This window comes from Sulfitobacter rhodophyticola, assembly GCF_041281685.2.
GTDB lineage: Bacteria > Pseudomonadota > Alphaproteobacteria > Rhodobacterales > Rhodobacteraceae > Sulfitobacter.
This window is the reverse complement of sequence record NZ_CP166251.2, coordinates 150,817-170,963: the sequence shown is the minus strand read 5'-3', so window position 1 is coordinate 170,963 and position 20,147 is coordinate 150,817. Positions and strand designations below refer to the sequence as shown.

The 20,147-nt window shown below is 61.7% G+C and carries 20 protein-coding genes; 15 read left to right on the top strand and 5 right to left on the bottom strand.

Features of this window, described 5'->3' with window-relative positions:
- Positions 1 to 2: 2 nt before the first annotated feature.
- Positions 3 to 350 (bottom strand): MarR family EPS-associated transcriptional regulator, encoded by a 348-nt coding sequence (locus AB4X18_RS01870; protein WP_370402006.1) that lies wholly within the window; start codon positions 348 to 350, stop codon positions 3 to 5.
- Positions 351 to 714: 364 nt separating this feature from the next.
- Between AB4X18_RS01870 and rfbF the strand changes: the two genes are divergently transcribed.
- Genes rfbF through AB4X18_RS01835 form a run of 7 tightly spaced genes read left to right on the top strand, consistent with a single transcriptional unit; the run spans position 715 to position 6,942 of the window.
- Positions 715 to 1,482 carry a glucose-1-phosphate cytidylyltransferase gene (rfbF, locus tag AB4X18_RS01865; protein ID WP_432817029.1) on the top strand — a complete coding sequence of 256 codons (768 nt, stop codon included), beginning with the start codon at positions 715 to 717 and terminating at the stop codon, positions 1,480 to 1,482.
- Entirely contained in the window at positions 1,479 to 2,528 is a 1,050-nt protein-coding gene (gene rfbG / locus AB4X18_RS01860) for a CDP-glucose 4,6-dehydratase (RefSeq protein WP_370402005.1), read from the top strand. Before rfbF ends, rfbG begins: the two co-directional genes overlap by 4 nt.
- Positions 2,525 to 3,067 carry a dTDP-4-dehydrorhamnose 3,5-epimerase gene (gene rfbC, locus AB4X18_RS01855; protein ID WP_370402004.1) on the top strand — a complete coding sequence of 181 codons (543 nt, stop codon included), beginning with the start codon at positions 2,525 to 2,527 and terminating at the stop codon, positions 3,065 to 3,067. The genes rfbG and rfbC overlap by 4 nt, the downstream gene beginning before the upstream one ends.
- Positions 3,064 to 4,284, top strand: a complete 1,221-nt coding sequence (locus AB4X18_RS01850) for a methyltransferase domain-containing protein (RefSeq protein ID WP_432817028.1) — start codon at positions 3,064 to 3,066, stop codon at positions 4,282 to 4,284. Before rfbC ends, AB4X18_RS01850 begins: the two co-directional genes overlap by 4 nt.
- A complete protein-coding gene (locus AB4X18_RS01845) occupies positions 4,281 to 5,114 on the top strand; it encodes an NAD-dependent epimerase/dehydratase family protein (protein WP_370402002.1) in 834 nt (277 codons plus the stop codon). Before AB4X18_RS01850 ends, AB4X18_RS01845 begins: the two co-directional genes overlap by 4 nt.
- Positions 5,111 to 6,175, top strand: a complete 1,065-nt coding sequence (locus AB4X18_RS01840) for a class I SAM-dependent methyltransferase (RefSeq protein WP_432817027.1) — start codon at positions 5,111 to 5,113, stop codon at positions 6,173 to 6,175. Before AB4X18_RS01845 ends, AB4X18_RS01840 begins: the two co-directional genes overlap by 4 nt.
- Positions 6,172 to 6,942 carry a cephalosporin hydroxylase family protein gene (locus AB4X18_RS01835; protein WP_370401999.1) on the top strand — a complete coding sequence of 257 codons (771 nt, stop codon included), beginning with the start codon at positions 6,172 to 6,174 and terminating at the stop codon, positions 6,940 to 6,942. The genes AB4X18_RS01840 and AB4X18_RS01835 overlap by 4 nt, the downstream gene beginning before the upstream one ends.
- Here the strand turns inward: AB4X18_RS01835 and AB4X18_RS01830 are convergent, their stop codons facing one another.
- The 4 genes from AB4X18_RS01830 to AB4X18_RS01815 all read right to left on the bottom strand — a co-directional run bounded on the left by AB4X18_RS01830 (position 6,943) and on the right by AB4X18_RS01815 (position 11,449).
- Positions 6,943 to 8,181: a glycosyltransferase family 2 protein gene (locus tag AB4X18_RS01830; RefSeq protein WP_370401998.1), complete on the bottom strand. Its 1,239-nt coding sequence runs from the start codon at positions 8,179 to 8,181 to the stop codon at positions 6,943 to 6,945.
- A gap of 198 nt (positions 8,182 to 8,379) precedes the next feature.
- Positions 8,380 to 8,736, bottom strand: a complete 357-nt coding sequence (locus tag AB4X18_RS01825; protein WP_370401997.1) for a hypothetical protein — start codon at positions 8,734 to 8,736, stop codon at positions 8,380 to 8,382.
- A gap of 11 nt (positions 8,737 to 8,747) precedes the next feature.
- Positions 8,748 to 10,985: a xanthine dehydrogenase family protein molybdopterin-binding subunit gene (locus AB4X18_RS01820; RefSeq protein WP_370401996.1), complete on the bottom strand. Its 2,238-nt coding sequence runs from the start codon at positions 10,983 to 10,985 to the stop codon at positions 8,748 to 8,750.
- Between the two features lie 2 nt (positions 10,986 to 10,987).
- The gene (locus tag AB4X18_RS01815) at positions 10,988 to 11,449 is read right to left on the bottom strand and encodes a (2Fe-2S)-binding protein (protein ID WP_370401995.1); all 462 of its coding nucleotides are present in this window, start codon (positions 11,447 to 11,449) and stop codon (positions 10,988 to 10,990) included.
- Between the two features lie 84 nt (positions 11,450 to 11,533).
- Here AB4X18_RS01815 and AB4X18_RS01810 point away from each other — a divergent pair, with 84 nt between their 5' ends.
- The 8 genes from AB4X18_RS01810 to AB4X18_RS01775 all read left to right on the top strand — a co-directional run bounded on the left by AB4X18_RS01810 (position 11,534) and on the right by AB4X18_RS01775 (position 19,973).
- Positions 11,534 to 12,106 carry a TetR/AcrR family transcriptional regulator gene (locus AB4X18_RS01810; protein WP_370401994.1) on the top strand — a complete coding sequence of 191 codons (573 nt, stop codon included), beginning with the start codon at positions 11,534 to 11,536 and terminating at the stop codon, positions 12,104 to 12,106.
- Between the two features lie 107 nt (positions 12,107 to 12,213).
- On the top strand, positions 12,214 to 13,737 hold the full coding sequence (locus tag AB4X18_RS01805) for a malonate--CoA ligase (protein WP_370401993.1): 1,524 nt from the start codon (positions 12,214 to 12,216) through the stop codon (positions 13,735 to 13,737).
- Positions 13,738 to 13,830: 93 nt separating this feature from the next.
- A complete protein-coding gene (hmgA, locus tag AB4X18_RS01800) occupies positions 13,831 to 15,192 on the top strand; it encodes a homogentisate 1,2-dioxygenase (protein WP_370401992.1) in 1,362 nt (453 codons plus the stop codon).
- Positions 15,189 to 15,827: a maleylacetoacetate isomerase gene (maiA, locus tag AB4X18_RS01795; protein ID WP_432817026.1), complete on the top strand. Its 639-nt coding sequence runs from the start codon at positions 15,189 to 15,191 to the stop codon at positions 15,825 to 15,827. The genes hmgA and maiA overlap by 4 nt, the downstream gene beginning before the upstream one ends.
- Before the next feature lie 15 nt (positions 15,828 to 15,842).
- Positions 15,843 to 17,105 (top strand): fumarylacetoacetase, encoded by a 1,263-nt coding sequence (gene fahA, locus AB4X18_RS01790; RefSeq protein WP_370401989.1) that lies wholly within the window; start codon positions 15,843 to 15,845, stop codon positions 17,103 to 17,105.
- Positions 17,106 to 17,119: 14 nt separating this feature from the next.
- On the top strand, positions 17,120 to 18,070 hold the full coding sequence (locus AB4X18_RS01785; RefSeq protein WP_370401988.1) for an MBL fold metallo-hydrolase: 951 nt from the start codon (positions 17,120 to 17,122) through the stop codon (positions 18,068 to 18,070).
- A gap of 74 nt (positions 18,071 to 18,144) precedes the next feature.
- Positions 18,145 to 19,776, top strand: a complete 1,632-nt coding sequence (locus tag AB4X18_RS01780; protein WP_370402560.1) for an FAD-dependent oxidoreductase — start codon at positions 18,145 to 18,147, stop codon at positions 19,774 to 19,776.
- Positions 19,773 to 19,973 (top strand): DUF2783 domain-containing protein, encoded by a 201-nt coding sequence (locus tag AB4X18_RS01775; protein WP_370401987.1) that lies wholly within the window; start codon positions 19,773 to 19,775, stop codon positions 19,971 to 19,973. Before AB4X18_RS01780 ends, AB4X18_RS01775 begins: the two co-directional genes overlap by 4 nt.
- The last annotated feature ends 174 nt before the right edge of the window (positions 19,974 to 20,147 follow it).

Here is a 20,147-nt window from a genome sequence, read left to right as displayed (position 1 = left end):
GGTCACTCCCACGCCTCCCCGATTTCGTCGCTGAGCATTTCGATCTCTGCCCGCAATGCTTCGTATTCAGCGCGTTTGCGGTGCAGGAAACGGTGGGTGAGGGCTGTTTTTTCGGCGATGCCCTTGGGCGTGAGGATATATGTATAACGCCGTTTGTCCGGGTTGGCGGAGAAATTGCCCAGCTTGACCAATCCCTTCGCGACCAATGCCTTGAGCACGTAGTTCACACTGCCAAGGCTGATCCCGGCGGAGCGCGCCAGTTCGCGTTGGCTCTGCTCTGGGTTTTCCTGAAGAACCCGCATCACCTGCAGGTGCAAACTGTCCTGATGGGATGCGGGCAGCGTTCTCATGCCCGGCGCCCGGGGGCAGGCGAGCGTGGCGCAGTGTGACCTTGAGTGAAAGGGAGAGTATTACCGGTGTTCATGTGTTGAACGATATGCTGCGGGCGCAAAAGGTGCAATCGGCGTTTGACCGCAGCGATCTGTTGCGCCGGAAACCCCCGCACGACACTCGAAAGCGGAAGAGATGAAAAGCCACGGTCCATCCGCCCTAAACGCTTCTGCACTGCGTTCCCTCATCTGCCAGAAGGCTGGAACGCGTTGAAGGGACATGCCGCACTGCAGTCCCTTTGTTTTTGCCGACCCAAATGTCATTGTACAGGTGTACAGCCGCCCGGTGGGGTGCAATACGAACCGAGAGGCGGATGACAAAGCAATGAAACTGGTGATTTTGGCGGGCGGCTTCGGGACGCGGATCAGCGAGGAATCGCACCTGAAACCCAAGCCGATGATCGAGATCGGCGGGCGGCCGATCATCTGGCACATCATGAAGCACTACAGCGAGCACGGGATCGATGAATTCGTGATCTGCTGCGGCTACAAAGGCTACATGATCAAGGAGTACTTCGCGAATTACTTCCTGCACATGTCGGATGTCACCATCGACCTTGCCACCAACGGTATTGAGACACATTCCCAACGGGCGGAGAACTGGAAGATCACGCTGGTCGATACTGGCGAGGAAACCCAGACGGGGGGACGGATCAAGCGGGTCGCGCAGCATCTAGATGGGCCGTTTTGCCTGACCTACGGGGATGGGGTCAGCGATGTGGACGTGTCGGCGCTGATTGCCCATCACCGTGCCGAAAACCGCGAAGCGACCGTGACGGCGATCCAGCCCGCAGGCCGGTTCGGGGCCTTGGTCCTTGATGGCACTTCCGTTTCTCGATTTCAGGAAAAGCCGGAAGGGGACGGGCGCTGGATCAATGGGGGGTTCTTTGTTTGTGAACCTTCGGTACTGGACCGCATCGCGGATGATCAGACGTCCTTTGAAAAGGCCCCGCTGGAAACGCTTGCCGCGGATGGCCAATTGTCGGTCTGGAAGCATGAAGGGTTCTGGCAGGCAATGGACACCCTTCGCGACCGCAACACGCTGGAAGACCTTTGGAGCAAGGGCAAGGCACCCTGGAAAACTTGGGCATGAGCCAATTCTGGGCCGGGAAACGCGTTCTGATCACCGGGCATACCGGGTTCAAGGGAAGCTGGCTGTCGTTTTGGCTGAAACGGTTGGGGGCGGAGGTTGCAGGCATGGCGCTTGTCCCAGACACGACACCTGCGCTGTTTGATCAGCTCGCCCTCGCAGATGACTTGGATCATATGATTGGCGATATCCGTGATGCCGCGCTGGTCGCCCGCCGGATCAGCGCGCTGAAGCCCGAAATCGTATTCCATCTGGCCGCACAACCGCTTGTCCTTGCCTCGTATCAGGAGCCGCTGGAGACGTGGCAAACCAACGTCATGGGATCGCTGCATGTCATGCAGGCCTTGCGCGACTTGCCGGGGCCGTGTGCCGTGGTGATGGTCACCACTGACAAGGTATATGACAATCGCGAAGACGGCAGCGCCTATGGCGAAGACCATCCGCTGGGTGGGCATGATCCCTACAGCGCCAGCAAGGCCGCGATGGAAATTGCCGTGGCAAGCTGGCGCAAGTCGTTTCTGGCAGGCACGCATATACGCATCGCTTCCGCCCGTGCGGGCAATGTCATCGGTGGCGGCGACTGGGCGGAAAACCGGATCCTACCCGACATCATCCGCGCCCTGCAAAAAGGCGAAGACATCATCGTGCGCAGCCCGCAATCGGTGCGGCCTTGGCAACATGTGCTTGAGCCGCTTGCAGGCTATCTGGCGCTTGCGGAACGATTGTGGACCTCTGACGATCCCGCATTCCAGTCCGCGTTCAACTTCGGCCCTGCGCCAACCGATGCGCGCCCGGTTGAGGCATTGGTCACCGAAGCCCTGCGCCATTGGCCCGGCGGGTGGCGTGACGCGTCCTCAGACACCGCGGTGCATGAAGCAAAACTGCTCAGCCTCGATTCCGCGAAAAGTGCTGCACTGCTGGGATTCAAGCCGCGCTGGAGCTTTGAGCAAACGATCGAAAAGACAATTAGCTGGTACCGTCGCGTCCATGAAGGTGAGGCGGCAAGGGACGTCACGGCGTCACAGCTTCAGGACTTCGGTGCTTTATGATTTTCGACCCTCTCCCCCTTGAAGGTGCATACGAAGTGCTGCTGGAGCCGCGCGGCGACGCACGCGGGTTCTTCGCGCGGTTCTACTGCGACGATGAATTCACGCGCCATGGCCTCAACACCCACTGGCCGCAAATGAACATCTCCGTCACGCGGACGCTTGGCACTTTGCGGGGGCTGCATTTTCAACGCGGGGCTGCAGCGGAGGTCAAACTGGTGCGCTGCCTGCAGGGCCGCGCATATGATGTGATCGTCGATCTGCGGCAGGGGTCCGACACCTTTGGCCAGCATGTGACGGTCGAACTGGATGCAGAGCGGCGCAATTCGGTCTATATCCCGCAGGGTTTCGCGCACGGATTTCAGGCGCTTGAGGACGAGGTTGAACTGCAGTATCTGCACTCCCATCCCTACGCGGCGGACCATGAAGGAGGGGTGAACGTGATGGACCCCGACCTTGCGATCCATTGGCCCTTGCCGCCCGCCACCTTGTCAGAGCGGGATAAGAACCTACCGCCCTTATCAGTGGTAACCCCGCTATGACGCAACACTGTCGGCATTGCAGCACGCCCTTGAGCCTGCGTTTCCTTGATCTGGGCTTTGCGCCGCCATCGAATGCCTACCTGACCCCGACAGACCTGAACAAACCCGAAGTGACCTTCCCGCTGCGCTTGTTGGCCTGCGGCACCTGCCGCCTTGTGCAGACAGAGGATTATGCTGCCTCTGACGCGCTGTTTACCGAAGACTATGCGTACTTCTCTTCGACCTCCCAAGGCTGGTTGGATCATGCCGCGCGGTATGTCGACATGGTCGTGGACCGGTTCGCGCTGGGGCCGGACAGTCATGTGATGGAGGTGGCCTCCAACGACGGCTATCTGCTGAAGAACTTCGTGGCAAAAGGTATTCCCTGCGTCGGGGTCGAGCCCACGCAAAGCACCGCAGATGCCGCGCGCGCCTTGGGGATTGAGGTGGTGCAGGACTTTTTCGGGATGGATTTGGCGCAAACGCTTGCGCCTGCGGACCTGATCATGGGCAACAATGTCTACGCCCATGTGCCTGACATCAACGATTTCACCGCTGCGCTGAGGGCGACCCTGAAGCCAGAGGGCGTCGTGACCCTTGAGTTCCCGCATCTGATGCGGCTGGTCGAGCATTGCCAATTCGATACGGTTTATCATGAGCACTACTCCTACCTGTCGCTTCTGACAGTTGAGCAGATGTTCGCAGCCCAAGGCCTGCGCGTTTTCGATGTTGGGGAGTTGACCACCCACGGCGGCAGCCTGCGGGTTTTTGGATGTCATCGGGATGCAAGCCACGTGCAAACCAGCGCAGTCAATGCGCTGCTGGATGAAGAAAAAGCGCGTGGCATGGACACCGATGGGTTCTACAAGTCTTTTCAGGCCAGGGCGGACCTGATCAAGGATGATTTCCTGCAGTTCCTGTTGCAGGCCAAGGCAGACGGCAAGTCGGTCGCGGCCTACGGTGCGGCAGCAAAGGGCAACACGATCATGAACTACGCGGGCATTCGCCCCGATCTGATCCCGTTTGTCTGCGATGCAGCGGCGGCAAAGATCGGCAAACTGATGCCGGGCAGCCATATCCCGATCCTTGCGCCTTCAGAACTGCGGGCGCGCAGGCCCGATTATCTGGTGATCCTGCCATGGAACATCGCGGATGAGGTGAAGGCCCAATGCAGTGATCTTGCCGCGCTCGGCACGTTGTTCGTGACCGCCGTTCCAAACCTGAAGGTGTTTGAATGAGCCGGGTGCTGGTCACAGGGGCCACAGGTTTCGTCGGGTTGCCCGTGGCACGTCGACTTGTTGAGGCAGGTCACAGCGTCACCAGTATCATCCGTCCGGGCACGCAAGGTCGACTGGACGGGCTGGATACGCAGATCGTCGAATGTGACGATGTGTTCGGTCAATCGCCGGGATGGTGGCAGGACCAATTGTGCGGGATCGACACAGTGGTGCATCTGGCGTGGTACGCCGAACCCGGCAAATACCTGACATCGGAACGCAACCTTGATTGCCTCGCAGGCACGCTTGCGATGGCGAAAGGGGCCACAGCGGCCAAGCTGCCAAGGTTTGTCGGGGTCGGCACTTGTTTTGAGTACGACCTGACAGCAGGGCATCTGGCAACGGACACGGCCCTTGCCCCCGAAACGCCCTATGCCGCTGCCAAGGCTGCTGCCTACACCATGCTTTCGGCGTGGTTCGCGACGACGGAGGTGGACTTTCTCTGGGCACGGTTGTTCTATCTTTACGGCGCGCGGGAGGATCCACGCCGCCTTGTGCCCTACCTGCACCAGCAGATGCGCGCGGGGCAGGCGGCGGAACTGACCAGCGGCACCGCTCTTCGCGATTACATGGATGTTGAAGACGCGGCAGCGATGTTGGTCAAGGACATCCTCAGCCCGCGTGTGGGTGCCACCAACATCTGCAGCGGCAACGGCGTCACCATTCGCAGCATCGCAGAGGGCATTGCCGACCAGTACGGCCACCGCGACCTGCTGAAATTCGGCGCGCGTCCCGACAATCTGACTGACCCACCGGTCGTTGTCGGCATCAGGACGGAAGCGCAGGCATGACACAGGCACCGACCACACGTCTGCTCTATTCTCAGGACGGCTTTCCCGTCTTTCAGAACCGCATGTACGCCAGCGTTGAGGACGCGCGGAATTGCCCCAAGGGCGATATCCGCCTGGTGGAGGATTTGACGACCGGTCTGGTGCGCAACGATGCCTTTGACCCGGCGCTGGTGGATTATGACGCGTCCTATCAGAACGAACAGGCCAACAGCGCGCCATTCCGGGCGCATCTGGAGTGGGCCGCCGACCTGATTACCAGGCATATGGGGTCGGACAATCTGGTCGAAGTCGGCTGCGGCAAGGGCACGTTTCTTGAGATGCTGGCAGATCGCGGCGTCTCCATCACCGGGTTTGACCCAACGTACGAAGGCGATAACCCCCTGATCGAGAAATGCTATTTCGGTCCCGAACTGGGACTTGAGGCGCGCGGAATGATCCTGCGCCACGTGCTTGAACACATCCCCGACCCTTATGCGTTCTTGTGCCAGTTGCGCGATGCCAACGGGGGCGGTGGCCTGATCTATATCGAAGTGCCGTGCCTTGACTGGATCTGCGAAGGGCGCTGTTGGTTCGATATCTTCTACGAACACGTCAATTACTTCCGCCTGTCCGACTTCGGCAAGATGTTCGGCAGCGTAATGACAATGGGCCGGTGTTTCGGGGGGCAATACCTTTATGTCATCGCCGATCTGGGGAGCCTGCGCCCCCCGGAATATGACCCGGCAAATACGGCCCCGTTCCCCGACGATTTCACCCAGACGCTGGACGACATCGCGGCCACGACGACGCCAGCGGACGTCATCTGGGGCGGTGCGTCAAAGGGGGTGATCTATGCCTTGCTTGCGGCCCGCGCAGGGGCGCCTGTCAAGGCCGTGATCGACATCAATCCAAACAAGCAGCAACGCTATCTGGCCGGGACGGGCTTGCAGGTACGCGCGCCGCAGGACGTCTTGCCGGGCTTGCCACCCGCCGCAAGGATCCTGATCATGAACCCAAACTACAGCGCGGAAATCCGGCAGATGTCAGACAACGCATTTACATATGTTGAGGTAGGAAAATGACCGAATTCAAGAAAGAGATCGCCGGGCGTATCTCGGACATGATGGACAATAAGCCGCTGAACGATCTGGCCATGTCCTTTCTTCAGGCGACAACCGGGCCAAAGTATTCCTACAACTTCCACTGGCAGGACCGCCCGATCATCCAGTATCCGCAGGACATCATGGCCATGCAGGAGCTGATCTGGTCCGTCAAACCGGACCTGATCATCGAAACCGGGATTGCCCATGGCGGGTCGCTGATCTTCAGCGCCTCCATGCTGGCGCTGCTGGACATGTGCGACGCGATTGAGGCGGGCACCACGATGGACCCGGCCAAGTCCGTGCGCAAGGTTCTGGGCATCGACATCGACATCCGCGCCCACAACAAAAGCGCGATACTGGAACACCCGATGGCGTCACGTATCGAGATGATCGAAGGCTCCAGCATTGACGTGGATATCTTCGCGCAGGTCCAAAAGGCGGCGGAGGGGTACAAGCGCGTACTGGTCTGTCTGGATTCGAACCACACCCACGACCATGTCCGCAGTGAGTTGGAACTTTACGCGCCGCTTACCTCGGTTGGCAGCTATTGCGTGGTCTTCGATACCTTGATTGAGGATATGCCCGCAGATGAATACCCCGACCGGTCATGGGGTCCGGGCAACAACCCCAAGACCGCCGTCTGGGATTACCTCAAGACCCACGATGAATTCGAGATCGACAAGAGCATTCCGGCCAAACTGCTCGTGACAGTCGCGCACGACGGGTTCCTCAAACGGATTGCCTGACTATAGCTGGCGCTGAAACCTCTTGGACCGACGCTTGGCCGCTTTCCATGCTGTGCGGCGGGTCATTCCCCCCGACAAGACCGCGCCGAGATCATCGCCAAGGACCGCGTCCATCGTGTGTGCAGCCGTCAGAATGGTGTTCTCAGTACCGTCTGCGGCAGACAGCCGAAAGCTGTGAAATTGATCCGCGACCCGCGTCAGACGTTCGCGTTTGCTGCGCTTGGTACGGCGGGGTCCGGCAAGGGCTGCGTTCAATGCGGGCTGGGTGCCTGTGGCCGTTGCGTGGCCCTCCAGTATGCCGCGCAGCTTGTCGGCCAGCACGGGGTTTGAGCCGCTGACACCCATGACGAAACGGTACCAGCTTGTGTAATCCGGCTCAAAGCGTTCCAGCCCATGGTTGCGGCGCAATGTCTCCAGCGTTGAAAAGAATGCCAACGGCACGGACCCTGCGTGGGGCAGCACATCGCCCATCCGATCAGTCTGGTTTTCCGACGCGAAGGTCTGCGCGGTCTGGGTCGTGGATTGGCCCTTTTGCTCCGCCCCGAAACCACCCCCCGTGCTGGCGGGGCTGTAGCCGTTGATCGACAGGGGGTGGTCGACGTGGATGAAATCGCCGTCCTTCAGGATCGCCCGGTAGGTCAGGTTCACGTCCGGAATGGTGCTGTCAAACACCGTTTCTGAATCCATCGATGTCCGGATCATGTAGTCACGGGACAGGCAGCCATGGTAGATGTCCGGCACCGGGCGCAGTGCGGTCACATCCGCCGTCAGCAGCTTGGTCAGATTGTCCCGGCCCTTGTAGGACTGTGCGCCCCCAAAACAGCTGTCGCGGTAGAACCGGATGCCGCCAGTCTTCTTCCCATATCCCTCAACCGGCCAGCCATATGTCGCCTTGCGCCAGCTCAACCCATCGGGTTTGTGCTTTTCCACAAGCGCGCGGAGGAACCGGAACTGGCCCGGCAGGATGCCATCATCATCACCGAAAAACACAAGGTACGCTCCGGTGGAGGCATTGAACGCGTATTCGAAGTTCTGGCGCATCGAAAGCCGCGCCCCGGTGTTGACGTAGACAAGCCTTGGATCATCGAACTGCCGCATCAGGTCATCCGTGCCGTCCATGCTGGCATTGTCACTGACCACGATTTCCAGATCCGGGTCGTCGATGGCAAGCGCGGTCTGAACGGATTGCAGCAGGTACTGCGCCCGTTCCCGTGTCGGAATGACAATGCTGATCTTCATGGTGCCACGTGTTCTTTCGTTCCCTGCCCGGTCGCCCGTCCGCGGCATCCTGAGACCGCCCCGCCACGGCAGAGACCACCCCTGAGCGTCAGTGTAGTCCTGAGCCGTTGGGTCGCAAGCTGATTGTCCGGGATAGCGTTGACACGCCACCCAACTACCGGGCAGGTGTCACGAGGGGCATTTCGATAGCCGACACGATCAGGGCATATTCGGAACGGGGTCAGCCGCACGCCACAGGCCAGCAAACAGCAAAAGTGCCGCGCACCAGTCGGCAGCTGAAATGCCAAGGTACCACCAGCCTGGCACCGGCCCCGCACCGAATGACAGTGCAAGGGCAACCGAACCACCGATGCCCATCACGAAGAACGCAATCCACGCCAGCCAGCGTTTGCCCCGGTTCAGTCCCGCCGCGATCAGGAGATAAAGCACGCCCACCGGGATCAGTAGCAGTGGCACGGTGCCGAACCCCCCGACCGTGAAGGCGAGCAGATGCAGGACCGCGCTGATCAGCACGAAGAACGCGGCAAGGCGGTAGGGGGCGGGTGCTTTTTCCATCAGGCGCGCTTTCAGGCAAAATCGATGTGGTTGTGGAACGGCATTTCCCGCAGGCGGGTGCCGGTGGCGGCAAAGATCGCGTTGCTGAGCGCGGGGGCCGCCGGGGGCACGCCGGGTTCGCCCGCCCCCTTGATGTCCGCGCCGTTTTCCAGTGCGCGGGTCTCAATCACGGGGCATTGATGCATACGCATCGCATCGTGGACATAAAAGTTTTCCTGCTCCGCCATTCCGTCCGAATAGGTGATTTCCGAATTCATCGCATGGCCCAGCCCCCAGATGCAGCCGCCGGAAAGCTGCGCATCAAGGTTCACCGGGTCGATGATCTGCCCCACGTCCGCCGCGACAAAGGCACGGTTCAGCTTGATGCCATCCCCGGTCATCGTCACCTCGACCACCTGCGCGCAAGGCACGCCGAAGGACTCCACCAGTGCCACGCCGCGCCCGCTGCCCTCGGGCAGGGCGCTGCCCCAGTTCGACATGTCCCCGACCGCTTCAAGCACCTTGCGGTGCACGTCGTTGTTGATCAGGCGCAGGCGTTCTTCCAACGGATCGGCACCCGCGGCGTGGATCAGTTCATCCAGAAAGCTTTCCGCGAAGAACCCGGCAGAGGACGCGCCGACGGACCGCCAGGAACTGACCGGCGCCAGTTCCGGCACGCGGTAGGCGCGCACGCGCAGGTTCGGGATCGCGTAAGGCATGTTCCACGCGCCTGCAGGGATCTGCATGTCCGGTCCGGGCATCGGCGCGCCAAGGCGCCCGCCTTGGGAGCCAAGCACCGATGGCGACGCGATATCAAGCGACCAGCCGTCGACCTTGCCGTCGTTCACCACGCCGACAGACCGCGACATGCCGATGTGGCGGGGATAATCCTGCGCGAAGTCTTCCTCCCGGCTGAAAGTCAGCTTGACGGGCGTGCCACGCATCTGCGCCGCGATTTCGGCGGCGACGGTGATGTTGTCGAATTCCAGCCGGTGGCCAAAGCTGCCGCCTGTCATCTGGTTGTGAAAGATAACGTCCTCGGCCGCGCAGCCGACGATGGCGGCGACCTTGCTTTGCACGAAACGGGGCACCTGATGACCGGCCCAGACCTCCGCGCCGGTGTCGTCGGCGCGGATCACGGCGCTCAGCGGCTCAAGCGGCTGATGGGCGACATAGGGCGCGCGGTATTCGGCCTCGACTAGGGTCGCACCTTCAAGGGCTGCCTCCACATCGCCGTCCGCGCGCCATTCGGCGTCCAGCCGTTCCGGCACGAAGCTGGCGGCGACCTCGGCCCAATGGGCGTCCTGTTCGGCGGGGTAGGGGGCAGGTTCCCAATCGATGTCCAGCGCCAGCGCGCCTTGCATCGCGCGCCACGTGTTGTCGGCGATGACTGCAAAGCCATGGGTCACCGGAAGCACATCCGACACGCCGCGCATGCCCCGCGCGGCGGTATCGTTGTGGCTGGCCGCAGGGCTGCGGCGGGGCGACAGACGCGCGGCGGCATGCACCATGCCGTCAAGCTGGACGTCAATGCCGTATCGTTCGGTGCCGGTGCTTTTGGCAGGAATGTCGACGCGCATCACGTCCTTGCCGATCAGACGCCATGTGGACGGATCGCGCAGCGGCACGTCTGCCACCGGTTCAATGTCTGCGGCAGCCGCGGCAAGGGCGGTATAGGGCAGGGATGTGCCATCCGGCAGGATCACAGCACCGTTTTCGGTCTTGAGACTGGCCACGGGAACGCCGCTTTGCTGGCTTGCCGCCAGTTTCAGCGTCTCGCGCGCAACCGCGCCCGCGCTGCGCAGCTTGACGTATTGGTCAGGCATGGAAGTGGAACCGCCCGTACCCTGCAAACCGATCACCTTGATTGCACCGCCCGCGATACTGCGCATCGTTTCGGCGGCAAGGCTTTTGTCGAAGGCCTGGAACGGCACGCCATCGGCGGCAAAGCCGGTGTTGTAATAGGCCGCACTCGGCTGGCCGAAAGACAGGGTGACCGCATTGGGGTCAACGTCCAGTTCTTCCGCGATCAGCAGCGCTTGCGCGGATTGCACCCCCTGTCCGGTATCGGCGTGGGGCACGATCAGGGTGATCTCGCTGTCGGTGATCTTGACGAAAGGATTGAAGGTCGCTTCGCCGTCGCCAAGCCCTTGGGCCAGCGGATTGTCATGTGGGCGTTTGACGGCATAGGTGCCGAAGGCGACGCCGCCCATCACGGCGGCGGAGGAGATCAGAAAGGCACGGCGGGTGATTGTTCTGGCACGTCCCATGATCAGGCTCCCTGCATCTTCGTGGCGGCGGTCTTGATGGCGGCGCGGATGCGGGGGTAGGTGCCGCATCGGCAAAGATTGCCGCTCATCGCTTCGTCGATGTCCTGATCGCCGGGCATCGGGTTGAGGTCCAGCAGCGTCGCGGCCTGCATGATCTGGCCGGACTGGCAATAGCCGCATTGGGCGACCTGATGTTCGATCCATGCCTCCTGCAAGGCGTGCAGCGCATCGGGCGTGCCCAGCCCTTCGATGGTGGTGACTTCACTGCCGTCAAGCGCGTCGGCGGTGATCTGGCAACTGCGCACGGCAACGCCGTCCACATGCACGGTGCAGGCCCCGCATTGCGCGATGCCACAGCCATATTTCACGCCGGTGATGCCCAGTTCGTCCCGCAGCACCCACAACAGCGGCATGTCGGGTTCGACATCCACGGTATGTTCGGTGCCATTCACAGTGAGTTTCATGCGGCTTCTCCCTGATTGACGCTTGGACAGATATAGTCGATATGTCCAATTTGACAAGATGCTTATTTCCTTGAAGATAGCGCAATGACCGACCGTGACCGCAAATTGATCGAAGCCGCACGGCAGGTTTTCGCCCGTTACGGCGTTGCCAAGACCACCATGGCCGACATCGCCCGCGAAGCCGGGGTGGCGCGCCAGACGCTTTATAACGCCTATGCGGGTAAGGACGAGGTGCTGCGCGCGGCGGTCCGGTTGTCCATGGCTGAAACCGATGCCGCCGTGCAGGACGCCTGGGCAACCTGCGACGGATTGGAGGCGCATCTGGACGCGTTCTTCAGGCTGGTGCCGCTGGGATGGTACGACTTTGCACGCACCTCCCCCGAAGCGGCGGAACTGCTGGAAGGCGTGCACCGGGTCGCGGCGGAGGAACTGGCCGAAGCCGCGCGCGATTGGGCCACGCGATTTACAGCATTGCTGGAACGGAACCTGCCTGAGGGGCATCCGGTCCGCCCGCAAGTGGCTGTCTTGGGCGACTTCATCTACGCCAGCAGCATCAACGCCAAATACGGCGTGGACAGCCGCAAGGCGCTGGAAGACCGACTAGAGATGCTCAAGGCATCTGTGCTGGCATTGGTCGGGCAAGACCGCGCCGCGTGAACACGCCGCAGCGATCAGATCAATGTTCCCCCGGCCCCCCGAGACAGCTACGGTCCTGAAAACGCGGCGCGGGGGAAATGCCGTGCGATGCGAAGAAGGACCATGTGATGTACGAACAGAACCACCTTGCCCAGCAATTACGCCGCGCCAGCGTCGGCGCGGAGGATGCGCCGTTTCTGCTGAACCCGGTATCAGGTCAGACGACCACATACGGCATGTTCTTTGACCGGGCGGAACAGATGGCCAAGGCGTTGGTTGATCTGGGGGTCAGGCCGGGGGACCGGATAGCGGTACAGGCCCCCAAGACGCAGGCGATGGTGGAGCTTTACGTCGGCGTGGTGCTGGCAGGCGCAGTATTCCTGCCGCTGAACACGGGCTACACGGCGACAGAACTTGCGTATTTCCTGGGTGACGCGACCCCGCGCGTTCTGGTGTGTGATCCTGACCGGGTGGAAGACCTCTCACCGGTTGCCGATGCAAGCGGGGTGGCAGCGGTCCTGACCCTTGGCCCGGATGAAGGTGGTTCGCTGGTGCAGGCCCGCGACGCGCAGACGCCGGGGTTCGACGCCGTCGCGCGCGGCGCGGATGATCTGGCGGCGATCCTGTATACATCGGGCACGACGGGCCGCTCAAAAGGGGCGATGCTGACGCATGAGGCGCTGGCATCCAACGCGCGGACGTTGACGGAATACTGGCAATTCCGCGCCGATGACGTGCTGATCCACGCGCTGCCAATCTTTCACACGCATGGGCTTTTCGTGGCGCTGAACATCACCATGGTTGCGGGCGGGGCATGTATTTTCATGGCCGGTTTCGATGCCGCGGCGGTTGTCGCGCAGATGCCGCGGGCCAGCGTGCTGATGGGTGTGCCGACCTTTTATGTGCGGCTGCTGGAACAGCCCGGCCTTGCAGATGCCGCGCGCGACATGCGGTTGTTCGTCTCCGGCTCTGCCCCGCTGCTGGCAGAGACCCATGCACAGTGGCAGGCGGTAACCGGCCATGCCATCCTTGAACGGTACGGCATGACAGAAACCAACATGAACACCTCAAATCCCTATGCGGGCGAACGCCGTCCCGGTACGGTGGGCTTTGCCCTGCCGGGGGTGGAGGTGATCGTGACGGAGGCCGAAACCGGCGCGCCGCTGCCGGAGGGAGAGATTGGCGTGCTCGAGGTGCGCGGCCCGAACGTCTTTGCAGGCTACTGGCGGATGCCGGACAAGACCGCCGCCGAATTGCGGGAAAACGGTTTCTTCATCACCGGGGATCTGGGGCGGGTGGATGCAGACGGCTACGTGCATATTGTCGGGCGGCAGAAGGACCTGATCATCTCGGGAGGGTACAACATCTATCCCAAGGAGATCGAAGGGCTGATCGATGATCTGCCCGGCGTGGTGGAAAGCGCCGTGATCGGTGTGCCGCACCCCGATTTCGGCGAAGCGGTCGTGGCCGTGGTGGTGGGCGCGACCGGGCAGCCGGTGACGCAGGATGCAATCATGGCTGGCCTGCGCGACGATCTTGCGCGTTTCAAACAGCCCAAGGCGGTCTTTGTCGTGGACGAATTGCCGCGCAACACCATGGGCAAGGTGCAAAAGAACATTCTCAGGGACCGGCATGCGGCGCTCTTTGCCTGACGGGTCCCGCTGTGGACCGGGATTGCCGGGGCAGGGTGTTGTTAGTTACAAAAGTAACTGATAGCCGGGTACGAACTGGATTGGGAGGATGACATGAACACGCAGACAACCCCATCACACATGATACAAGCGCCGTCTCTGGCAGGCCCGCATGAAGGATACATGCCCGGTTTCGGCAATGATTTCGAGACCGAGGCCCTGCCTGGTGCGCTGCCGCAGGGCATGAACAGCCCGCAAAAGTGCAACTATGGCCTTTACGGCGAACAGCTCAGCGGGACGGCCTTTACCGCGCCCAGCCACCAGAACGAACGCACGTGGTGCTATCGCATCCGGCCATCGGTGAAACATTCGCATCGGTACGAACGGATCGACCTGCCTTATTGGAAATCCGCGCCCAATGTGGTGGCGGATGTAACCAGCCTCGGTCAATACCGCTGGGACCCGGTCCCGCACAGCGATGAACCGCTGGATTGGCTGACCGGCATGCGCACGATGACCACCGCGGGAGACGTGAACACGCAGGTGGGCATGGCGACCCATATCTATCTGGTCACGCAAAGCATGACCGACAGCTATTTCTATTCCGCCGACAGCGAGATGCTGGTCGTCCCGCAGGAAGGCCGCCTGCGGTTCTGCACCGAACTGGGGATCATTGATCTTGAGCCCAAGGAAATCGCCATCATCCCGCGCGGCCTGCTCTACCGGGTCGAGGTGCTGGAAGGGCCGTGTCGCGGGTTCGTCTGCGAGAACTACGGTCAGAAATTCGAACTGCCGGGCAGGGGGCCCATCGGCGCGAACTGCATGGCCAACCGGCGTGATTTCAAGACGCCCGTCGCCGCCTTCGAGGACCGCGAGGTGCCATCGGTGGTGACGGTGAAATGGTGCGGCCAGTTCCACCAGACGCACATCGGCCAAAGCCCGCTGGACGTGGTCGCCTGGCACGGCAATTACGCGCCGGTGAAATACGACCTGCGCACCTATTGCCCGGTTGGCGCGATCCTGTTCGATCATCCCGATCCGTCGATCTTTACCGTACTGACGGCCCCGTCCGGTCAGGCGGGCACAGCGAACATCGATTTCGTGCTGTTCCGCGAACGCTGGATGGTGGCCGAAGACACGTTCCGCCCGCCGTGGTATCACAAGAACATCATGTCCGAACTGATGGGCAACATCTATGGCCAGTACGACGCCAAGCCCAAAGGGTTCATCCCCGGTGGCGTCAGTCTGCACAACATGATGCTGCCGCACGGACCGGACAAGAACGCGTTCGAGGGCGCATCCAACGCCGACCTGAAGGCCGAGAAGCTGGACAACACCATGTCCTTCATGTTCGAGACGCGGTTCCCCCAGCACCTGACCGAATTCGCAGGCAAGGAGGCACCGTTGCAGGACGATTACATCGACTGCTGGGAGAGCCTGGAAAAGAAGTTCGACGGCACGCCGGGCAAGAAATGAAGCTTTATTCCTACTGGCGATCCACCACGTCCTACCGGGTGCGCGCGGCGCTGAACCTCAAGGGTGTCGCCTATGACACCGTGCCGGTCGATCTGGTCGGGGGGGATCAGCGCAGCGCCGACTTTCTGGCGCTGAACCCCAGTGGCGGCGTGCCCGCACTGGTGCTGGAGGACGGCACGGTGCTGACCCAAAGCCTTGCAATCATTGATTACCTCGACGCCAATTACCCCGATCCGCCGATGTTGCCCGGTGATGCCGCGCAGCGCGCGCGGGTGCTGGCGGCGGCGCTGATCACGGCGATGGACATTCACCCGGTCAACAACCTCAAGGTCATCGGTCAACTCAAGGCGCGCTTTAGCGCAACGCCGGAGCAGGCGCAGGACTGGATGTGTCACTGGATGGCCGAAGGGTTTGCCGCGCTGGAGCAGCAGCTTGATCCCGATACCGAATTTGCCTTTGGCGACACACCCGGAATGGCCGATTTGTGCACCACCGCGCAGGTCTACAATGCACGTCGCTGGGGGTTGGACCTGACGCCATACCCACATATCCGCCGGGTGGAGGCGGCCTGCCTCGCGCATCCCGCCATCGCCGCAGCCCACCCCGACCGGCAGCCTGATGCGCCCCCAACCTGAACGGAAAGAGAAACGATGACAAAACTGATCCCGTCATGGGTGGAAAGCGCCAACACTGCGGAAACTGATTTCCCGCTGAACAATCTGCCCTATGGCGTGTTTTCCACCAACCGGCTTGAAGCGCGTTGCGGCGTTGCCATCGGGGACATGATCCTTGATATGGCCGCACTGGAAGAGGCTGGGTTGCTTGATCTGGGCGCGGGCACACTTTTTGCGGCACCCGGCTGGAATGCCGTCATGGCGGCGGGGCCTAAAGTCTGGAGCGCGTTGCGCACGCGTTTGACCGACATGCTCGCGGCGGATGCGGCGGATCAGGCCACGATTGCCCCCCATCTGGTCCCGACGGCGGAGGCGCGGATGCACATGCCCTTCACCGTGGCGGAATTCACCGATTTCTATTCTGGGCGTCACCACGCAACGAACGTCGGCACCATGTTCCGGGGCGCGGAAAACGCCTTGCCGCCGAATTGGCTGCACCTGCCGATTGGCTACAACGGCCGGGCATCGTCGGTCGTGGTGTCGGGAACGGATATCCGCCGTCCGTGGGGGCAGTTGAAATCACCCGACCATGACATGCCCGCCTTCCTGCCCAGCCGCCGCTTTGATATCGAGCTTGAGATGGGCGCGATTGTCGGCACGCCCAGCGACGGGCCGATCAGCGTGGCGCAGGCGGATCAGAACATCTTTGGCTATGTCCTGCTGAACGACTGGTCCGCGCGCGACATTCAGGCGTGGGAATACCAGCCGCTCGGGCCCTTTCAGGCAAAAGCGACGGCAACGACCATCAGCCCGTGGATCGTCACGCGCGCCGCGTTGGAACCTTTCCGCTGCGACACGCCCGCGCGCGAGTTTGAATTGCTCGACCATCTCAAGGACGCAGGTCCAATGCTGTATGACATTGATCTGAGCGTCACGCTCGCCCCCGAAGGCGCGGCACCCAGCACCATCGCGCGCACCAACTACAACGAAATGTACTATTCCTCCGCTCAGCAACTGGCGCATCACACCACCTCAGGCTGCCCGATGCGCACAGGCGATCTGCTGGGGTCCGGCACGATTTCCGGACCAGAAAAAGAAAACCGCGGCGCGCTGCTGGAACTGAGCTGGGGCGGCAAGGAGCCGATCACGCTCGACACCGGAGAGACCCGCAGCTTTATCGAAGACAACGACACGCTGGGCCTGCATGGGGCCGCACAGGGTGACGGATACAAGATCGGGTTCGGCGATTGCATTGGCAAGGTTCTGCCCGCGCTGAAAGACCCATACGCAGGCACATAGACAGGACAACAGACATGGCAAAGGCATTCGCGTCGCAAGACGACATGACCGAAAAGAACATCACCTTTGACGAGATCGGCGAAGGGCTTTGGGCCTTCACCGCCGAGGGGGACCCGAATTCGGGGGTGATCATCGGCGATGACAGCGTGATGATCGTGGAGGCGCAGGCAACCCCGCGTCTGGCGCAGAAGGTCATCGACAAGCTGCGCGAGGTCACCGACAAGCCCATCACCCACGTGGTGCTGACCCATTACCATGCGGTGCGGGTGCTGGGGGCGTCGGCCTTTGGCGCCGATCAGATCATCATGTCGGACGCCGCCCGCGCCATGGTGGCCGAACGCGGACAGGAAGACTGGGACAGCGAATTCCAGCGGTTTCCGCGCCTGTTCGAAGGGTACGAAAGCATCCCCGGCCTGACCTGGCCCACCACCACCTTCTCCGACAGCATGACTGTCTATCTGGGCAATCGCCGGGTCGATATCAAACATATCGGGCGGGCGCATACGGCGGGCGATGCGGTGATCCATGTACCCGACCAGAACGTCATGTTCACCGGCGACATCGTGGAGGACCATTCCGCCTGTTATTGCGGCGACGGGTATTTCGGTGACTGGGGCGGTACGCTGGACCGGATCGCGGCCTATGACGTGGACGCGATTGCCCCCGGTCGCGGCGGTGCGCTGATCGGCAAGGACGCGGTGGCGAGCGCCATCGCCAGCACGCGGGATTTCGTCGACAGCACCTACCGGCCTGCACAAAAGGTCGCGACACGGGGCGGCACCCTCAAGGACGCATGGGATGCCGTGCGCGCCGAATGTGATCCCAAGTTCAAGGACTACGCCATCTACGAACACTGCCTGCCCTTCAACGTCAGCCGCGCCTACGACGAGGCGCGCGGCATCTGGCACCCGCGCATCTGGACCGACAAGCGCGACCTTGAAATGTGGGAGCAGTTGCAGGGCTAGGCGTCGGTTTCTTTGAAAGAAACGGTCGGAAATTTTGAAAATTTCCCCGCCTTGATTGAATGGGAGGACTTCAAATGGTCGATGTGCGCTACGACATTGCCTTCAAGCTTTATCCTTATGAAAAAGTAGCCGCGCAAGGTGCGCGGGCGCAGCGCCACCCGGTCGTGATCGTCGGCGGCGGCCCCATCGGCATGGCCACGGCCCTTGATCTGGGGCGCAAGGGAACGCCTGTATTGGTGCTGGATGATCACGAAGGCGTCGGGCAGGGCAGCCGCGCGATCTGCTTTGCCAAGCGCACGCTTGAGATTGCCGACCGTCTGGGGGCCGGGCAGACCATGGTGGACAAGGGTGTCGTTTGGAACGTCGGCAAGGTGTTTCACGGCGACGACAAGGTGTTCGAATTCAACCTGCAGCCAGAAGCGGGGCACAAGTTTCCCGCTTTCATCAACCTGCAACAGCCCTATTTCGAAAAATTCCTCGTGGATGAAATCCGCGTGGCGCAATCGCAGGGCGCACCCATCGAAATCCGCGGCCGGAACGCGGTCACGCGGATGGCGCAGCATGACGATCACGTCGCGCTGGACATCGGCACGCCCGACGGACCCTACCAGATCGAAGCGGATTGGCTGATTGCCTGTGATGGCGCGCGCTCTCCGATCCGCGACATGATGGGGCTCAGCTTTGACGGCCGGGTGTTCGAGGATAATTTCCTCATTGCCGATGTGAAAATGACCGCCGATTTCCCCACCGAACGCTGGTTCTGGTTTGAGCCGCCCTTCAAGGACAGCGGCGCGTCGGCCTTGCTGCACAAGCAACCCGATGACATCTGGCGGATTGACTTTCAACTGGGCTGGGACATCGACCGCGCGCACGAGCTGAAAGAAGAGAATATCCGCGCCCGTGTCGATGCGATGCTGGGACAGGACGTGCCCTATGAACTGGAATGGACGTCGATATATACCTTTCAGTGCCGCCGGATGGAGAAGTTTCGCCATGACCGCGTGATCTTTGCAGGTGATGCGGCGCATCAGGTGTCCCCTTTCGGGGCGCGCGGGGCCAATTCCGGCATTCAGGATGCTGAAAACCTTGCATGGAAGCTGGACCTGGTGATCCGGGGGCTGGCCCCCGACAGCCTGCTGGACAGCTATTCCGATGAACGGGTGCACGGGGCAGATGAAAACATCCTCAATTCAACCCGCGCCACGGATTTCCTGACCCCCAAGAGCGAGACCAGCAAGATCTTTCGCAACGCGGTCCTGGAACTGGCGCGGGACCATGCCTTTGCGCGCCCGCTTGTCAACTCAGGTCGGCTGTCGGTTCCGTGTGTCTATGATGGGTTGCCGCTGAACGGGGCGGATATGGCTGATGCGCCGACACGCACACGCGTGGGCGCCCCTTGTGTGGATGCGCCCTTGCGCGACGGTTTCCTGCTGGACAGGTTGCAGGGGCGGTTCACGTTGCTTGCGCTCAATTGTCCGCTGCCCGAAGTGGCGGAGGTGGATGGCATCGCCGTTCACGGGCTGCAACTCGACACCACGCGCGATGCGGTGGGCGATGCGCTGGCCGACAGGTATCTGGGCGCGCAGGCACAGGCGATATACCTGATCCGGCCCGACCAGCACGTCACCGCCCGATGGTCACACGCCAGTGCCGATGATGTTGCCGGTGCCCTGCGGCGGGCAATCGGCCAGAAAGGGACACCATGACACTCAACCTTGAACCGAACATCACCGATCCGGACGGGTTCTATGATGAACTGCTGGGCGCGCATCAGGACCTCGACAAGGATCAAAGCGATGCGCTGAACGCCCGGCTGATCCTGATCCTTGCCAACCACATCGGCGACCGTGCCGTGCTCAGCGAAGCATTGCGCGCCGCGCGCAAACGCGCGACGGTAGCCTAGGGCACACGTTTGTAATCGCAAGTCATGCCGTTTCGCGGCTGACCCCCGCACGGTGGACCGGCACCGAAGGACAACCTACGGCCGCGCCTTGATGGACGTGCCCAACCTGCGCTCATTTCCCCGCTGTTTTATGCACTTTCGCGTCGTTTCGTCGCGCAAATCGTCTTGTTTCGT

Bases quoted from the DNA above. Each gene is read 5' to 3' on its own strand.
- AB4X18_RS01870 (WP_370402006.1), bottom strand. From the start codon at position 350: ATGAGAACGCTGCCCGCATCCCATCAGGACAGTTTGCACCTGCAGGTG.
- rfbF (WP_432817029.1), top strand. From the start codon at position 715: ATGAAACTGGTGATTTTGGCGGGCGGCTTCGGGACGCGGATCAGCGAG.
- rfbG (WP_370402005.1), top strand. From the start codon at position 1,479: ATGAGCCAATTCTGGGCCGGGAAACGCGTTCTGATCACCGGGCATACC.
- rfbC (WP_370402004.1), top strand. From the start codon at position 2,525: ATGATTTTCGACCCTCTCCCCCTTGAAGGTGCATACGAAGTGCTGCTG.
- AB4X18_RS01850 (WP_432817028.1), top strand. From the start codon at position 3,064: ATGACGCAACACTGTCGGCATTGCAGCACGCCCTTGAGCCTGCGTTTC.
- AB4X18_RS01845 (WP_370402002.1), top strand. From the start codon at position 4,281: ATGAGCCGGGTGCTGGTCACAGGGGCCACAGGTTTCGTCGGGTTGCCC.
- AB4X18_RS01840 (WP_432817027.1), top strand. From the start codon at position 5,111: ATGACACAGGCACCGACCACACGTCTGCTCTATTCTCAGGACGGCTTT.
- AB4X18_RS01835 (WP_370401999.1), top strand. From the start codon at position 6,172: ATGACCGAATTCAAGAAAGAGATCGCCGGGCGTATCTCGGACATGATG.
- AB4X18_RS01830 (WP_370401998.1), bottom strand. From the start codon at position 8,181: ATGAAGATCAGCATTGTCATTCCGACACGGGAACGGGCGCAGTACCTG.
- AB4X18_RS01825 (WP_370401997.1), bottom strand. From the start codon at position 8,736: ATGGAAAAAGCACCCGCCCCCTACCGCCTTGCCGCGTTCTTCGTGCTG.
- AB4X18_RS01820 (WP_370401996.1), bottom strand. From the start codon at position 10,985: ATGGGACGTGCCAGAACAATCACCCGCCGTGCCTTTCTGATCTCCTCC.
- AB4X18_RS01815 (WP_370401995.1), bottom strand. From the start codon at position 11,449: ATGAAACTCACTGTGAATGGCACCGAACATACCGTGGATGTCGAACCC.
- AB4X18_RS01810 (WP_370401994.1), top strand. From the start codon at position 11,534: ATGACCGACCGTGACCGCAAATTGATCGAAGCCGCACGGCAGGTTTTC.
- AB4X18_RS01805 (WP_370401993.1), top strand. From the start codon at position 12,214: ATGTACGAACAGAACCACCTTGCCCAGCAATTACGCCGCGCCAGCGTC.
- hmgA (WP_370401992.1), top strand. From the start codon at position 13,831: ATGAACACGCAGACAACCCCATCACACATGATACAAGCGCCGTCTCTG.
- maiA (WP_432817026.1), top strand. From the start codon at position 15,189: ATGAAGCTTTATTCCTACTGGCGATCCACCACGTCCTACCGGGTGCGC.
- fahA (WP_370401989.1), top strand. From the start codon at position 15,843: ATGACAAAACTGATCCCGTCATGGGTGGAAAGCGCCAACACTGCGGAA.
- AB4X18_RS01785 (WP_370401988.1), top strand. From the start codon at position 17,120: ATGGCAAAGGCATTCGCGTCGCAAGACGACATGACCGAAAAGAACATC.
- AB4X18_RS01780 (WP_370402560.1), top strand. From the start codon at position 18,145: ATGGTCGATGTGCGCTACGACATTGCCTTCAAGCTTTATCCTTATGAA.
- AB4X18_RS01775 (WP_370401987.1), top strand. From the start codon at position 19,773: ATGACACTCAACCTTGAACCGAACATCACCGATCCGGACGGGTTCTAT.